Raw genomic sequence first — 14,519 nt, 5'->3', positions numbered from 1 at the left:
GGGAGCTAGAAGACCTCGATACGTCCACCCATGGACTCGGCCTGACGCAGCTGGGAGACCCAGCCGTGGGAGCCGGGGGACAGGCGCAGGACGGGGCGGGAAGAAATCTTCACGGGGGAGACGGACTCCTTGCGGGCGCCGGTGCGCGCTTCGAGGCGGGNTCGCGCGCGGCGGTGACGTAGTTCAGGAACTCGTCGAGCGCCTTGACCACGGCCGCGGAGTTGGTCTCACACATCTGCTGCACGAGCTCCGGTCGGGTGCCCGCCACGCGGGTGGCGTCCTTGAAGGAGCCGGCAGCCAGCGACTGGGAGAGGATTCCGCCGTGGTCGCCGACGACGGCGAGGGACTCGGCGATGACGTGCGGCAAGTGGCTCACGCGCGCGACGGCTTCGTCATGCGGGGCGACCCGCACCGGCATGGCCTCGGCCTTGGCCATGGCGGCGAGGCGCACGACGTCGGCGAAGAGGTCGATCCAGGACTGAGGCAGCTTCTCCACCTCCAGGGCGTAGTCATAGGTCACGGCCCACGCCGCACCGGCGAAGAGACCGCGCTGCGAGTTATCCCAGCCGGACTGGGAGGTGCCGGCCATGGGGTGGCCGCCCACGTAACGGGACTCGAGGCCGCGTTCCTTGACCAGATCGTAGACCTGGGTCTTCACGGACACGACGTCCGTGATGCCGCACGTAGGGGCGTGCTCCACGATGGCGTCGAGGACGGAGGCGACGGCCTCGAAAGGCACGGCGAGGACGATGAGTGCGCCTTCTTTCTCTGCGCGGGCGAGAACGCCGGGCAGGTCATTGGTGACGTCAAAGCCCTGCTTAGCGGCGCGGCGGGCGCCGGAGGTGGAGTGGTTATAGCCGAATACGGCATGTTCGCGTGCGGTCAGATCGCGCAGCAGCGAGCCGCCGATGAGGCCGAGGCCAATAATGCAGACAGGGCGGGAGACGGTATAAGGATTCACATGACAATCATGGCACAACCCGACTAACCTGACGAGGTATGAGTCAGGATGAATTGCTCTCCTTCGCCGTGACGGTCGCGCGCAGCGAGGGTGCCTGGGTTGTCCGTTCCTTCGCGGATGATTTTGAAGACCCCCAGACGTCCATCGCCGCAGTGCGTGCGCTGCGCAGCGAGGGCGCAGCGTTTGCGCTGCTGTGCGTCGACGATGACTACTTCGTCATCGTCCGCCCGGTTCCGGGCGATGTGCGCATGTTGCTTTCCGATGCCACCATGGCCGTCGATGATGATTTCGCGGCAGGTTTCCTGGAGTTGCGCGACCTTGAGATCCCCGATATTGCCCCGGAAGACCTCGATGACGCGGCCCCCTTCGGCGACGGCGACTTCGACATCCTGGCCGACCTCGGCATGGACGAGTATCAAATCGAGGCCATCATCGACAATGACGAGGACTATCCCTCGGACATGCTGCTGCGCATCGCGGGCGAGCTGGGCTTCGGCGACGAGCTGGAAGATGCCCTCGATCTCTAGCACCCCCGCCGCGCCCGACCAGCCCGAGCGCGTCCTGCCCCGCGAATCCGGTCTCGCCCGCGCCGAGGAACGCATGCGCCGTGCCCTCGCGGTCGCGCGCACTACTCCCGCCGGTGACGTGCCCGTCGGCGCGGTTATCTACGGCCCCGACGGCCGCGAGCTTGCCACCGGCGTTAACCGCCGCGAGCAGCGCCAGGACCCCACCGCCCACGCGGAGGTCGAAGCCATCCGCGCTGCCACGGCTGGCGCTGCGGCGAAAAGCAATGATGGATGGCGGCTCACCGATTGCGAGCTCGTCGTCACCCTCGAGCCCTGCGCCATGTGCGCTGGCGCCCTCGTCGGTGCGCGCGTCGGCTCCATTGTCTTCGGCGCGTGGGAACCACGCACCGGCGCCTGCGGCTCCCTCCTCGAGGTTCCTCGCGCCCCGGGTGCCCTACACGTCCCACAGGTCCGCGGCGGCGTCCTCGAGGACGAATGCGCCGAGCTGCTGCGCGGCTTCTTCGGCGACCTGCGCTCAATCGTTACGTCGCTGTAACCCACACAGCTGTGTCACGCCGTTAGGGTGGGGATATGAGCGATTTTGAGAACAAGAAAGACGAAGTACTCGGTTCTGCCAAGGAGAAGTTTGGTCAGGCCACGGATAATGAATCCCTCGAGAACGAGGGTAAGGCGGACCAGGCCAAGGCAGGCGTCAAGCAGAAGTTTGAGGACGCCAAGGATGCCGTAAAGGAAAAGGTCGATGACTCCATCGCCGCTGTGAAGGACGCTACGGAAGACTAAACCGCAACCACACCGCAGTGACGGACGCGCCCGCGGGGCTAGTGATTTTGTTCGGGCCCTAGGTCTGCTTTAAGCTGTTTCGCGGTGGCGTGTCCGAGCGGCCGAAGGTGCTCGCCTCGAAAGCGAGTGTTGGGTAATCCCCAACCGCGGGTTCAAATCCCGCCGCCACCGCACTGAGCCCCAACCTGTTTATGCAGGTTGGGGCTTTATCTTTTGTGTCGGCTACACTTGGGTGAGTTTTCAACCGAGAGAGGACGACATGGCTAAGTTCCTGTACCGCGTGGGACGCTGGTCTTTCCTGAACAAGTGGAAGGTCATTATCGCGTGGCTCATCCTGGTCGCTGCTGCGGCCGGCGCGATGGCCACACTCATGAAGCCGATGACGAGCGAGTATTCCATTTCGAATACCCCGGCCATCGACGCCACCCACCGCGCGTCTGAACTCTTCCCCGAAGCGGGCAACCTCGCCAACGCGCCGAGCGTCAACCTTGTGTTCCAGGCGCCCGAGGGCGAGAAGCTTTCGGATCCGGAAAATATGGCTGCGATCCAAGACGTCGTCGACTACATCAAGGACAACCTCGGCGTCGAGGGCCAGCGCTTCGGCAACCCGCTTGAGGTCTCGCCACAACTTCAGCAGAGCGTTATTGACCAGTTCACGTCCATGGGCCTGCCCGAGGAGACCGCGCGCGCGGACGCGGATAACCTCGCGATGGTCAACGAGGACGAGACCATCGCGTACACGACCTTCGACTTCGACGCGGACTCCGCGAACTCCGTGAAGCAGGAGGATAAGGACGTCGTTACCGCCGCGATGGAACTCGGCCGCGAGCAGGGGCTCACCGTCGAGGGCGGCGGCGCTGGCTTCGGCGACGCCATCGCCGTCGAAGAAATGTCCGAGATCATCGGTCTCGCCGTCGCGTTCATCGTTCTGGTCTTCACCTTCGGCTCGCTCGTCGCTGCGGGCATGCCGCTCATCACCGCCGTCGTGGGCGTGGGCCTGGGCGCTATGGGCGTCATGATTGCCACCCACTGGGTCACCCTCAACTCCATTACCCCGGTCCTCGCCCTCATGATCGGCCTGGCCGTGGGCGTGGACTACTCGCTGTTTATTATCTCCCGCTACCGGCAGGAGCGCGCCCGCATGGAGCCTGCCGATGCCGCCGGTATGGCCGTCGGCACTGCCGGCTCCTCCGTGGTCTTCGCTGGCGCCACAGTGTTCACTGCGCTCTTCGCGCTGCTCGTTGCCAACATCGGCTTCCTCACCGCCATGGGCCTGTCGGCTGCGGGCACCGTGGCCGTCGCGGTGCTCGTCTCGCTCACGCTTGTCCCGGCGCTACTCGGCCTGTTCGGGAAGAAGGCCTTCGCCGGCCGCATCCCGGGCATCGCCGGTAACCCCACGCGTCGCGGCAGGGTCCGCCACGGCGAGACCATGGGCAGCCGTTGGGTGCGCTTCGTCCAGCGCATGCCGGGCCTCGTCATGGCCGTCGCGGTCCTCGGCCTCGGCGCGCTCACCACGCCGGTGCTCCACATGCAGCTCGCGCTGCCCACCGACACGACCTCGGACCCAGACACGACGCAGCGCAAGGCGGCCGACCTTATGGCCGAAGGCTTCGGCCCCGGCATCAACGGCCCCTTCCTCGTCATCGTTAACGGTCAGGACGCCAACCCGGATTCCGCGGCGCTCGCCCCGTACATGGCGGCGCAGGCCGAAGGCACGGATCAGGACAAGGCGACGCTGAGCTCCTTCCTCTACACCGCCTCGCAGCTCAACCAGGTGGGCGGCGTGAAGCACGCGCAGCTCGTGGGCCTCAACGGCGAAGGCACCGCCGCGCAGGTCATGGTCACGCCCGAGACCTCGCCGTCTGACGCGCGTACCGAAGGCACGGCCCAGGCCCTGCGCACCGCCACCGAGGAAATCGCGGACTCCACTGGCGCCGACATCGGCATGACCGGCCTTACCGCCGTCCAGCTCGACATCACCGAGCGCCTCCAAGCCGCCATGCTGCCGTACCTGACCATCGTCGTCGGCCTCGCCATTCTCCTGCTGCTCGTGGTCTTCCGTTCGCTACTCGTTCCGCTCGTCGCCGGCCTGGGCTTCCTGCTCTCCGTCGGCGCGGCCTTCGGCGTCACGGTCCTCGTCTGGCAGGACGGGCTCACCGGCCTCGTCCCTGCGCCGGGCCCGCTCATCTCGTTTATGCCGATCTTCCTCATCGGCGTGACCTTCGGCTTGGCGATGGACTATCAGGTCTTCATCGTCACCCGCATGCGCGAGCACTTCATCCGCAATCCCCGCGGCTCGCAGGCCTTCCACGGGAAATACAACGCCGTTGAGGAATCGACCATCGTGGGCTTCGCCCAGGGCGCCCGCGTCGTCACCGCCGCTGCCATCATCATGATCGCCGTCTTCGTGGCGTTCATTGGCCAGCCGCTGCCGTTCATCAAAATCTTCGGCTTCGCGCTCGCCGCCGGCGTCCTCTTCGACGCGTTCTGCATTCGCATGGCGCTCGTGCCCGCAACGATGTTCCTCACCGGCCGCGCCACGTGGTGGATCCCGCGCTGGCTCGACAAGATCCTGCCCACCCTCGACATCGAGGGCACCAAGCTCGAGGAAGAGTGGGAAGCCCGCCACGCCGCAGAGCCTGTAGACACGAGCCACTAGTGCGAGGTGGTGCATTCAAGGGAAACCTGTCTTAGTATGGACCTTGTATTCCTCCTCGCATTGAGGTCTTCCGTTCAGCGGAAAGGCCGCGAGGGGGTCTTTTGTTTGCTAAGAAGCCCTGGAGCCCAGTGTTGTTGTACCGCGGGCAGCTCCTCGCGCGGGCGACCGGTACGCTGGTTCTCATGACAAAACCACTTCTGGATACCGACTTAAGCTTCGACGTGCACACGCGCCTGCCCGAAGGCACCGGCAAGCACGGCCGCACCGGCGTGATTCATACCCCGCACGGCGATATCCAGACCCCGGCGTTTATCCCGGTGGCGACGAAAGCGACGGTCAAGACGCTGACCCCGGAGCAGATCCGTCAGACGGGCGCGCAGGCCATCCTCTCCAACGCGTATCACCTCTACCTGCAGCCGGGCCACGACATCGTGGACGAGGCAGGTGGCGTCGCGGAGTTCGAGAACTGGCACGGCCCCACGTACACGGACTCGGGCGGATTCCAGGTCATGTCGCTGGGCGTCGGCTTTAAGAAGGTCCTCGCCATGGACGTCGCGAACCTTACTGAGGGCGATATCCGCGCGGCGAAGAAGGAGCGCATGGCGCAGGTCGACGAGGACGGCGTGGACTTCAAGTCCATCATTGACGGCTCGAAGCACCGCTTCACGCCGGAGGTCTCCATGCAGATTCAGCACTCCCTGGGCGCGGACATCATGTTTGCCTTTGATGAGCTCACCACGCTCGTCGACACTCGTCAGTACCAGGAGGAATCCGTCGCGCGCACGCACCGCTGGGCCAAACGCTGCCTCGACGAGCATGACCGACTCACCAACGCGCGCGCCGGAAAGCCCCGCCAGTCCCTGTGGGGCGTGGTCCAGGGCGCGCAGTACGAGGACCTTCGCCGCCAGGCCACCCGTGGCCTCGTGCAGCTTTCCGATGCCGCCGTCGCCGCCGGCATGCGCGGATTCGGCGGGTTCGGCATCGGCGGAGCGTTGGAGAAGGAAAACCTGGGCACCATCGTGGGCTGGGTCTGCGACGAGCTGCCGGAGGACAAGCCGCGCCACCTGCTCGGCATCTCTGAGCCGGACGATCTTTTCACCGCCATCGAGGCCGGCGCCGATACCTTCGACTGTGTTGCGCCCACGCGCTTGGGCCGCCGCGGCGGCGTGTACACGCTCGACGGCCGCCTCAACCTCATGGGCGCCAAGTTTAAGCGCGACTTTAAGGGAATCGACGAGGAGTTCGGCGGCTACGTCTCGGAGAACTACTCGCGCGCATACATCCACCACTTGCTTAAGGCTCACGAGTTCCTCGCGGGCACGCTGTGCACCATGCACAACCTGGAGTTCATGATTCGCCTCGTCGACAATATCCGGGCCTCCATCGACGGCGGCTACTACGAGGCCTTCCGCGACGAGTTCATGGGCCGTTACTACGCGAAAAAGTAGTAAAGCCCCTGGCGGGAAGCCAGGAGCAAGGGACGCGGGAGATTAGGCGGCACGGTCAAGCGGCACGTAATCCTCGCGCTTCTTCACCCACTTGATGACCTGCGTCGTGATGGGCAGCATGACCACCTCGCAGGCGGTCTTCCACAGGAAGCCCACGATGACGTAGTTGAGGAACCCGCCAACGGTAGCGACACCGATGACGGGCGCGGCGATGGCGCAGAAGATGACCGTGTCGCCCAGCTCGCCCACGACGGTGGACGCGATAAGGCGGCTAATGAGGCCCTTCTCGCCGGAGCGGGCCTTCATGCGCACGAGCGTGAACGAGTTGAGCAGCTGGCCCACGACGTAGCCGGCAAGCGAGGCGCCGAGGATTTGCGGCATGAGTCCGAGCGTGGCGGCGAAGGCCTCCTGGCCCTCATAGAAATCTGCGGCCGGCAGCCAGATCGCGATGTAGAAGGCGATGGCTGCGAGGATCGCCATCGCGAAGCCGATGGCCACGGCGCGCCGGGTGGACTTGAAGCCGTAGCACTCGGAGAGCACGTCGCCCACGATGTAGGCGAGCGGGAAGAGGAAGAACGCGCCGTCCGTGATGAGCGGGCCGAGCTGTACGCCCTTCGTGGCGTTGATATTCGAGATGAGGAACGTGACGACGAAGAGCGTGACCAGCCACGGATACAGCGTGGACTGTACCGGGATGAATCGGATGCTCTCGCCACGTGAATCCGTGGTTGCGGTTGCCGATTGAGTTGTCATGAGCATCAACTATGCCGCATGCGCGCGGTCTGCGCGAAACGCGCGCGATAGACTGGGCAGCTATGACACCAGCCGGACGTTATGCCCCTAGCCCCAGCGGCGACCTGCACTTTGGCAACCTGCGCACCGCGCTCATCGCGTGGCTCGCGGCGCGGGGCTCGGGGCGGCGCTTCGTGCTGCGCGTCGAGGACGTGGACACGCAGCGCTCTTCGGCGGACTCCGCGCAGCGCCAGCTCGAGGATCTCGCGACGCTGGGCTTGGACTGGGATGAGGTGCTCTACCAGCACGATCGGGACGCGGCCTACGAGGCGGCGCTCGAGACGCTGCCGTACTACGAGTGCTACTGTTCGCGCAAGGATATCCAGGAGGCCTCCCGCGCGCCGCATGCCATCCCGGGCCAGTACCCAGGGACATGCCGTGAGCTTTCGCGTGCCGCCCGTGCCTCCAAGCGCGCCGAGCTCGCCGCCCAAGGCCGGGNGCGCTGCACGGCGACTACACCGGCGAGGTGGATGACTTCATCCTGCGGCGCGGGGGCCAGGCGCCGGACTGGGCGTACAACCTGGCCGTCGTTGTCGATGACGGATTCCAGGGCGTGGACCAGGTTGTGCGCGGCGACGACCTACTTACTTCGGCGCCGCGGCAGGCGTACCTCGCGACGCTCCTGGGATTACACGTGCCCGAGTACATCCACGTGCCGCTCGTGCTCAACGCGGAGGGCAAGCGCCTGGCTAAGCGCGACGGGGCAGTGACGCTGCGCGAGCTGCTCGAGACCCGCAGCGTGGGCGACGTCGTGGAAGCGATGGCCGCAGGCCTGGGCTACGAGGGCGTGCGCTCCGCAGATGAGTTCCTCGAGGTCTTCGAACTCGGGCGGTTGGGCACGGAACCCAGCGTTTTCGAAGGATAATCTCGACCGCATGACAGTAGGGCGGCCTACACTGGTTTGAGTTGTTTCTTGAACTTGAAAACTGGGGAGTGCCGCGTGGAAGTCCTGTTGATCTTGGTCGCCTTGATGCTGCTGACGGTGGTTGTCGCCGCTGTCGGCGACAAGATCGGACTGCCCTGGCCGGTGCTGCTCACCATCCTCGCGACCGTCGCCGCGCTTGTGCCGAGCATACCCACCGATCTGGAGATCCCCGCCGAGCTCATCCTGCCCATCTTCCTGCCGCCGCTGCTGTGGTCGCTCGCGCGCCGCACGTCCTGGGGTGTCATCCGCGAGCAGTGGATGACCATCGCGTTGCTGTCCGTCGCGCTTGTGGTCGTCACCACCTTCACGGTGGGCTTTACCGCATACGCGCTGCTGCCGGGAATTGGCATCGCCGGCGCCATCCTCATCGGCGCGGCCATCGCCCCGCCTGACCCCGTGGCCGTCGACGCCGTCGCCGAGCCCGTCGGCATCCCGCGTCGTATTATCTCCGCCCTGCAGACCGAGGGCCTGTTCAACGACGCCGCGTCCATCGTCGCCTTCCACCTCGCGCTCGCCGCGGTCACGGCGCAGGGCGAGCTTTCTTTCGCAGAGGGCCTGGGGAACTTTGCCTACTCGGCGGTGGTGGCGACGGCGCTGGGATGGGGCATCGGCAGGCTCGCAGCCTGGTTTATTCGCGGCGTCCACGACTCGACAACCCGCAACGCACTGACCTGGGTTATTCCTTTCGCGACCTATATCGCAGCGGAGGAACTCGGCGCCTCCGGCGTCATCGCCGTGGTCATCGCGGCCATCGAGCTGCACTCGCGCGCGCCGATTCATGCGGAGGACCGCCTCTCCGGCCAGGGCTTCTGGGAGACGGTGGAGATGCTCTTTACCGGCGTCGCCTTCGGCCTCATCGGCCTGTCAGCCAATAACGCCATCAGCGCGGTGGGTGCGGATATCCTCCATTCCATCCTCGTGGGCGTCATCCTCTCCCTCGTGGCGTTTGCCGTGCGCGGGGTGTGGATGTACCTGTTTTACCTCATTAATCGCCGCTCGGGCCGCCCGCACCTGGCACCCCTGCGCCTCCAGGAGGTCCTGCTCATGACGTGGTCCGGCATGCGCGGACTCGTCACCCTGGCGCTGGTCCTCTCCGTGCCCTCCGGCGCATTCCCGTTCCACCACGAGCTCGCCGTCATCGCGCTCACCGTCCTCCTCGTGACCATGGTGATTCCCGGCCTGCTCCTGCCGTGGCTCATGCGCCAGCTGGATCTCACGACCACGGCCGAGGCCGCACACGACAAGATGCGCACCGCGATTACCGAGCGCGCCCGCAAGGCCGCCCTCTCCGCCTTGCGCCGCCACTACGCGGACGCCGACCCCGAGATCGCCGCCACCATCGACGACTGGTTCACCGACCGCCTGGGCGATGAGCTCGACGACGAGCAGAACCCCGACACCCGAGCCTGGAAGATCGAGAAGGCCCGCGAGAAGGCCACCGAGGCCCAACGCGTCGCCTACACCGCTGCCCAACAGGCCCTCGTGCGTATGCGCGGCGAGCGCGGCCTCAACCCACACATCGTGGACGAGGTCTTGGTCGAGGTCGACCGTATGGTTCTCGTGGCGGAGCACCGCTAGGCTGGCTTTCATGGATGCGCCTTCCGATGCCGCCGCTGCCGCCTTCGAGTACGCCGGGGCCGACGCCGCGATGGACTACCTTTACGACTTCTTTGACGCGGACCTCGCCGATCGCGTGCGCGCGGACCGCGCGCTCGTGCCCGAGGGCATGGAAGACCTGCTTGCCGCGCACTCGCTGGAAGACTACGTGTGGCTGTGGCTTAAGGACACCGGCCCCAATAGCTTCTGGCAGTTCCTCCTCGACGGCGCCGCGGACGAGGACTATCAGATTGAGGATGCCCGCTGGGCGCTGGGCATGAGGCTGAAAGAATGGGCGATGGATTCGCCGCCGCACATCGCGTGGTTCAAGGAAGACGGTTCTGAGCTCCCCGTGATCGCCTAGCCGCCGGGCTGGCGCTTATCCGACACGCAGATCATGGATGTTGAAAAGCGCACCATGGGCGCAAGCATGAGCACCGGCACGTACGTCGAGCCCGACTGTACCTTCGACGTCACCCTCCACCGCTCCAATCCCAACACCACGCGTGTCTGGGCTGAGGGCGCACCCGTGTACGGCGACGACGGGCGGATTGTGGGCATCATTGTCGGCCCGGCTGATAATGGCGGGGATAGTGCGGTGACGCCGTTGGGTCGGTTGGGATAGCCCGGTCCTGTTTCCTTCCTGAAACAGGACCGGACTTTCCGCGTTTTCCGTAGCCTCGGAACCATGATTATCTTCCTCGACGTCGATGGAACCTTGGTCAACTACTCCAACGAAATTCCCCCGTCGGCCGCGGCGGCCGTGCGTGCCGCCCGTGCGAATGGGCACGCCGTGCTGCTCAACACGGGTCGCTCACGCGCGGAGATTCCGCAGTTCCTGTGGGACTTGGGCGTGGACGGCCTCGTGGGCGCGAATGGTGGCTACGTGGAGCTCAACGGGACGGAAATCTACCGGCATTCACTCAGCGCGCAGCAGACCGCAGAAATTGTGGATTGGCTCACCGCGCGTGGCTGCGAGTTCTACCTCGAGTGCAACGCGGGGCTCTTTGCCAGCCCGGGCTTCGAGGAGGCCGCACAGGGGCCCATGGCCGCGTATCAGGCAGCCAAAGGGCGTGAGCCGGTGCCCGTCACCGTTGCCTTCCACGGCATGGTCTTCGGCGAGCAGCTCGCGCGTCTTCAGGCGCGCGACGACGTCAATAAGATCAGCTACATCCTGGGCAGCTACGCGGACTTCGAGGAGACCGCGCAGCGCTTCCCTGAGCTGGAGAATCACACGTGGGGCGGCGCCGGCGCCACCGCTCTTTTTGGCGACCTCGCGCCGGCGGGCGTGAGCAAGCAATCTGCCGTCGCCGCCGTGCTGGACCATCTGCATGCTCAGCCTTCCGATGCCGCCGCCTTCGGCGACGCCGCCATCGACCTCACCATGTTCGCCGCGTGCGGCACCTCCGTCGCCATGGGCAACGCCCCAGCAGACGTCCAGGCTGCCGCCACGATGGTCACCGACGACGTCGACGAGGATGGCTTGGCTCACGCCTTCGAGAAGCTCGGGCTGGTTTAAGATCCAAAAATCCCGACTCTAAAAGAGCCGGGATTTCCTTTGGCGGAGGATAGGGGATTTGAACCCCTGAGGGATGTGACTCCCGCACGCGTTCCAGGCGTGTGACATAGGCCGCTAGTCGAATCCTCCGCTGAGAAACATTATCAGGCCGTAGCAATCACGCAAAATCGCCAGCTCAGGCGAAGCTTTGGGGAGGGGAGGCTGCGGTGGGGTGGAGGGGGCATCGGAAGGCTGGGGCAACCTAGTTTGGAACGGACGCGGGGCAGCGGTTAAAGTAGGCAGCAGGATTCCGCGTGGCGTTTATCCTCTGAACTCCCCCAGGGCAGGAATGCAGCAAGGGTCAGGAGGCTCTGGCGGGTGCGCGGGGTCCGTTAATCGTTTTTCGGGGCGGGGAGTCGGCTACACTGTGTGCGGCATAGCAATTTGTTCATCACGTTAGGGAAGGCCACCATGTCGCTGCTATCACTCGATGCTGATCAGCTCAAGGAACTCGCTGAGCGCATCCGCAAGGACTACGCGGAGCTCAAGGCCAAGGGCCTGCAGCTCAACCTCACGCGCGGCAAGCCCTCCAAGGCACAGTCGGACCTGGCTAATGACCTGCTGTCCCTGCCGGGTGAGGACAACTACACCGACGCGGCGGGCAACGACCTGCGCAACTACGGCAACCTCGACGGCATCCGCGAGGTTCGCGAGCTGTGGGGCAAGCTGCTGGGCATCCCGGCGGAGAACCTCGTCGCGGCGGATAGCTCCTCGCTCAACATCATGTTCGACCTCATCTCGTTCGCGCACACGTGGGGCACGAACGACTCCGAGCGCCCGTGGGGCCAGGAGGACAAGGTTAAGTGGATTTGCCCGGTGCCGGGCTACGACCGCCACTTCGCGATCACCGAGAAGTTCGGCTACGAGCTCATCACCGTGCCTATGCTTGAGGACGGCCCGGACATGGGCGCTATCCGCGAGCTCGTCCAGGACCCACAGGTTAAGGGCATGTGGACGGTGCCGATGTTCTCCAATCCGACGGGCGTGACCATCTCGGAAGAGATCGCTCGCGAGCTCGCTTCTCTGGAGACCGCCGCCCCGGACTTCCGCGTCGTGTGGGACAACGCGTACGCGGTCCACACGCTCACCGAGGATTTCCCGCAGATTCTGCCCATCCTCGACTACGCGCGCGAGGCTGGCAACCCGAACCGTTTCTGGGTGATGTCCTCGACGTCGAAGATCACCTTCGCCGGCGCGGGCGTCGCGTTCTTCGCGTCCTCGCTGGAGAACCTCGAGTGGTACCGCTCGTTTGCGGGCATCCGCGGCATTGGCCCGAACAAGATTAACCAGCTCGCGCACTACGAGTTCTTCGGCTCGGCTGAGGGCGTGCGTTCGGTCATGCGCCGTCACGCAGCGCTCCTCGCGCCTAAGTTCGACGCGGTCCTGCGCATCCTCTCCGAGCGTCTCGGCGAGTACGAGGTCGCGCGCTGGACCGAGCCGAAGGGCGGCTACTTCATCTCGCTGGACGTCATCGACGGCACGGCGACGCGCGTGTGGGAGCTCGCCAAGGATGCCGGCATCGTGCTCACCAAGGCCGGCTCCGCGTACCCGCACGGCGAGGACCCCAACGACCGCAACATCCGCTTGGCGCCGTCCCTGCCGCCGCTGGCCGAGGTCGAGACGGCCATGGATGGCGTGGCCACCTGCGTCCTGCTCGCGGCGCTGGAGAAGCTCGGGGCGTAAATGAACGCCGCGGAGACCCAAGCCTGGTTGGCTAATATCATTCCGGCGCAGTTGCGCTTTGAGAATGACTTGGCCTACGCGTCGCTGGACAATGACGAGAACCTCGTCGCCACGACCCGCTTCGCGGAGGTCTCCACGGGGCTTTCCGCGGAGGGCATGGACGTGCGCGCGGAGATTCTCACCGTCGCCCGCGCCCCCTTGTCCTCCCTCGCCGCTCTTATCACGGAAGCCACTGAGCTTCTCGATGCCGCCCGCGTCATCCCCGCCCAGCCGGGCACCCTCCTGCCCAAGCTGGGCCCGGGTCGCCACGGCGTCCTCGTTGCTCCTTGGCTCTGGGGCGGGCCCACGCCACAGGTCAAGCTGGATGGCCGCTGGACGCTCATGCTTCAGCTCGTGGCGCTCACGGATTCCGAGTACGCCTATGCCGTCGAGGAAGGCGTGCCAGCGCTCCAGGACGCCGTCGCTGAGTCTGAGATCGACCTCCTCGACTGGTCGCGTTTCGAGTCTTAACCCCGCGTCTTTCCTGGCGCCTTTCTGGTCGCCGCCCGGCTTTGCCCGCGCGCGCTAGACGGTAGACTGTGCAATCGTGGCTCTTTACCGGAAATATCGTCCAGCAACCTTCGCCGAGGTGGTAGGCCAAGAGCAGGTCACCCGGCCCTTGTCCACCGCGCTCGACGCGGGGCGTATTAATCACGCCTACCTGTTTTCCGGCCCGCGCGGCTGTGGCAAGACCTCCTCCGCGCGCATCATGGCCCGCTCGCTCAACTGCGAGCAAGGCCCCACCTCGACGCCCTGCGGCGTGTGCGATTCCTGCGTCTCGCTCGCCCCCGGCGGCCCCGGCAATCTGGACGTCACGGAGCTCGACGCCGCTTCGCATAACGGCGTGGACGACATGCGCGATCTGCGCGACCGCGCCTACTTCGCGCCTGCCGAGTCGCGCTACCGCATCTTCATCATCGACGAGGCCCACATGATTTCGAATGCGGGCTTCAACGCGCTGCTCAAGGTCGTCGAGGAGCCGCCGGAGCACGTCATCTTCATCTTCGCCACCACCGAGCTGGAGAAGATGCTGCCCACCATCCGTTCGCGCACGCACAACTACCCGTTCCGCCTGCTCACCCCGTCCGCGATGAAGGGCCTGCTCCAGCGCACTGTCGCCGCTGAGGGTGTCACGGTCGAAGATTCCGTCTACCCCATGGTCATCTCCGCGGGCGGCGGTTCCCCGCGCGATACCCTGTCCATCCTCGACCAGCTCCTCGCCGGTGCTGGCCCCGATGGCCTCACCTACGATCTCGCGCGCCCGCTCCTCGGTATCACGGACATTTCGGTCATCGACGACGCCGTCGCCGCCCTCGCCGCCGGTGACAAGGCCGCGTTCTTCCAGCTTATCGATGCCGTCGTCGAAAGCGGCGAGGAACCCCGCCGCTTCGCTACCGACCTGCTCGACCGCCTCCGCGACTTGCTTGTGCTCCAAGCCGTGCCCGATGCCGTCGCCGCCGGCCTCGTCGCCGTGCCCGAGGATCGCGCCGAGGCCATGACCAACGAGGCCGCTGCCTTCTCCAACGCGCAGCTGGCCCACCTCGCCTCCGC

At 65.7% G+C, this 14,519-nt stretch carries 13 protein-coding genes, 2 tRNA genes, 1 other RNA gene and 2 pseudogenes; 15 read left to right on the top strand and 3 right to left on the bottom strand.

The features are described from left to right. Positions 1-5 precede the first annotated feature (5 nt). Positions 6-961 (bottom strand): annotated as a pseudogene (locus BN9444_RS02995) (prephenate dehydrogenase). A gap of 38 nt (positions 962-999) precedes the next feature. Between BN9444_RS02995 and BN9444_RS02990 the strand changes: the two are divergent. The 6 genes from BN9444_RS02990 to tgt all read left to right on the top strand — a co-directional run bounded on the left by BN9444_RS02990 (position 1,000) and on the right by tgt (position 6,375). Beyond that, positions 1,000-1,488, top strand: a complete 489-nt coding sequence (locus BN9444_RS02990; protein ID WP_066513121.1) for a tRNA adenosine deaminase-associated protein — start codon at positions 1,000-1,002, stop codon at positions 1,486-1,488. 73 nt (positions 1,489-1,561) lie between these two features. Then, positions 1,562-2,023, top strand: a complete 462-nt coding sequence (locus tag BN9444_RS02985; RefSeq protein WP_066486076.1) for a nucleoside deaminase — start codon at positions 1,562-1,564, stop codon at positions 2,021-2,023. Positions 2,024-2,058: 35 nt separating this feature from the next. Next, positions 2,059-2,268, top strand: a complete 210-nt coding sequence (locus BN9444_RS02980) for a CsbD family protein (RefSeq protein WP_066486004.1) — start codon at positions 2,059-2,061, stop codon at positions 2,266-2,268. 83 nt (positions 2,269-2,351) lie between these two features. Beyond that, positions 2,352-2,439 (top strand) — tRNA-Ser (locus BN9444_RS02975). 88 nt (positions 2,440-2,527) lie between these two features. Then, positions 2,528-4,927, top strand: coding sequence for an MMPL family transporter (locus BN9444_RS02970; protein ID WP_066513115.1), 2,400 nt, complete (start codon positions 2,528-2,530; stop codon positions 4,925-4,927). Positions 4,928-5,109: 182 nt separating this feature from the next. Next, positions 5,110-6,375, top strand: coding sequence for a tRNA guanosine(34) transglycosylase Tgt (gene tgt, locus BN9444_RS02965; RefSeq protein WP_066486088.1), 1,266 nt, complete (start codon positions 5,110-5,112; stop codon positions 6,373-6,375). A 42-nt stretch (positions 6,376-6,417) separates the two neighbouring features. Here tgt and BN9444_RS02960 read toward each other — a convergent pair whose 3' ends face one another. Beyond that, positions 6,418-7,128, bottom strand: a complete 711-nt coding sequence (locus BN9444_RS02960; RefSeq protein WP_066486096.1) for a queuosine precursor transporter — start codon at positions 7,126-7,128, stop codon at positions 6,418-6,420. Positions 7,129-7,190: 62 nt separating this feature from the next. Here BN9444_RS02960 and gluQRS point away from each other — a divergent pair. The 5 genes and pseudogenes from gluQRS to BN9444_RS02935 all read left to right on the top strand — a co-directional run bounded on the left by gluQRS (position 7,191) and on the right by BN9444_RS02935 (position 11,207). Beyond that, positions 7,191-8,032 (top strand): annotated as a pseudogene (gene gluQRS, locus BN9444_RS02955) (tRNA glutamyl-Q(34) synthetase GluQRS). A gap of 75 nt (positions 8,033-8,107) precedes the next feature. Further along, the gene (locus tag BN9444_RS02950) at positions 8,108-9,670 is read left to right on the top strand and encodes a cation:proton antiporter (RefSeq protein ID WP_066486016.1); all 1,563 of its coding nucleotides are present in this window, start codon (positions 8,108-8,110) and stop codon (positions 9,668-9,670) included. Between the two features lie 10 nt (positions 9,671-9,680). After that, positions 9,681-10,052 carry a hypothetical protein gene (locus BN9444_RS02945; RefSeq protein WP_066486018.1) on the top strand — a complete coding sequence of 124 codons (372 nt, stop codon included), beginning with the start codon at positions 9,681-9,683 and terminating at the stop codon, positions 10,050-10,052. Positions 10,053-10,085: 33 nt separating this feature from the next. Next, a complete protein-coding gene (locus BN9444_RS02940) occupies positions 10,086-10,313 on the top strand; it encodes a hypothetical protein (protein WP_141681470.1) in 228 nt (75 codons plus the stop codon). A gap of 63 nt (positions 10,314-10,376) precedes the next feature. Then, a complete protein-coding gene (locus BN9444_RS02935; protein ID WP_066486023.1) occupies positions 10,377-11,207 on the top strand; it encodes a Cof-type HAD-IIB family hydrolase in 831 nt (276 codons plus the stop codon). Between the two features lie 40 nt (positions 11,208-11,247). Here the strand turns inward: BN9444_RS02935 and BN9444_RS02930 are convergent. After that, positions 11,248-11,336, bottom strand: a tRNA-Ser gene (locus tag BN9444_RS02930). 152 nt (positions 11,337-11,488) lie between these two features. Here BN9444_RS02930 and ffs point away from each other — a divergent pair. From ffs to BN9444_RS02910, 4 genes are all read left to right on the top strand, one after another. Continuing rightward, positions 11,489-11,583: signal recognition particle sRNA small type (gene ffs / locus BN9444_RS02925), an RNA gene on the top strand. Between the two features lie 74 nt (positions 11,584-11,657). After that, on the top strand, positions 11,658-12,929 hold the full coding sequence (locus BN9444_RS02920) for an aspartate aminotransferase type Ic (RefSeq protein WP_066486026.1): 1,272 nt from the start codon (positions 11,658-11,660) through the stop codon (positions 12,927-12,929). Next, positions 12,930-13,439, top strand: coding sequence for a suppressor of fused domain protein (locus BN9444_RS02915; protein WP_068801402.1), 510 nt, complete (start codon positions 12,930-12,932; stop codon positions 13,437-13,439). It begins immediately after the preceding gene. A gap of 76 nt (positions 13,440-13,515) precedes the next feature. Further along, the coding region (locus BN9444_RS02910) for a DNA polymerase III subunit gamma and tau (RefSeq protein ID WP_068801401.1) at positions 13,516-14,519 on the top strand (1,004 nt) is incomplete at its 3' end.

Source organism: Corynebacterium phoceense (assembly GCF_900092335.1).
Lineage (GTDB): Bacteria > Actinomycetota > Actinomycetes > Mycobacteriales > Mycobacteriaceae > Corynebacterium > Corynebacterium phoceense.
The sequence above is the reverse complement of the archived record's forward strand: the minus strand, read 5'-3'. Positions and strand labels throughout refer to the sequence as shown.

What these genes read in the sequence shown, in the direction of transcription:
- BN9444_RS02915 (WP_068801402.1), top strand. Translation starts at nt 12,930, where the DNA reads ATGAACGCCGCGGAGACCCAAGCCTGGTTGGCTAATATCATTCCGGCG.
- BN9444_RS02960 (WP_066486096.1), bottom strand. Translation starts at nt 7,128, where the DNA reads ATGACAACTCAATCGGCAACCGCAACCACGGATTCACGTGGCGAGAGC.
- BN9444_RS02990 (WP_066513121.1), top strand. Translation starts at nt 1,000, where the DNA reads ATGAGTCAGGATGAATTGCTCTCCTTCGCCGTGACGGTCGCGCGCAGC.
- BN9444_RS02935 (WP_066486023.1), top strand. Translation starts at nt 10,377, where the DNA reads ATGATTATCTTCCTCGACGTCGATGGAACCTTGGTCAACTACTCCAAC.
- BN9444_RS02985 (WP_066486076.1), top strand. Translation starts at nt 1,562, where the DNA reads ATGCGCCGTGCCCTCGCGGTCGCGCGCACTACTCCCGCCGGTGACGTG.
- tgt (WP_066486088.1), top strand. Translation starts at nt 5,110, where the DNA reads ATGACAAAACCACTTCTGGATACCGACTTAAGCTTCGACGTGCACACG.
- BN9444_RS02970 (WP_066513115.1), top strand. Translation starts at nt 2,528, where the DNA reads ATGGCTAAGTTCCTGTACCGCGTGGGACGCTGGTCTTTCCTGAACAAG.
- BN9444_RS02945 (WP_066486018.1), top strand. Translation starts at nt 9,681, where the DNA reads ATGGATGCGCCTTCCGATGCCGCCGCTGCCGCCTTCGAGTACGCCGGG.
- BN9444_RS02940 (WP_141681470.1), top strand. Translation starts at nt 10,086, where the DNA reads ATGGATGTTGAAAAGCGCACCATGGGCGCAAGCATGAGCACCGGCACG.
- BN9444_RS02980 (WP_066486004.1), top strand. Translation starts at nt 2,059, where the DNA reads ATGAGCGATTTTGAGAACAAGAAAGACGAAGTACTCGGTTCTGCCAAG.
- BN9444_RS02920 (WP_066486026.1), top strand. Translation starts at nt 11,658, where the DNA reads ATGTCGCTGCTATCACTCGATGCTGATCAGCTCAAGGAACTCGCTGAG.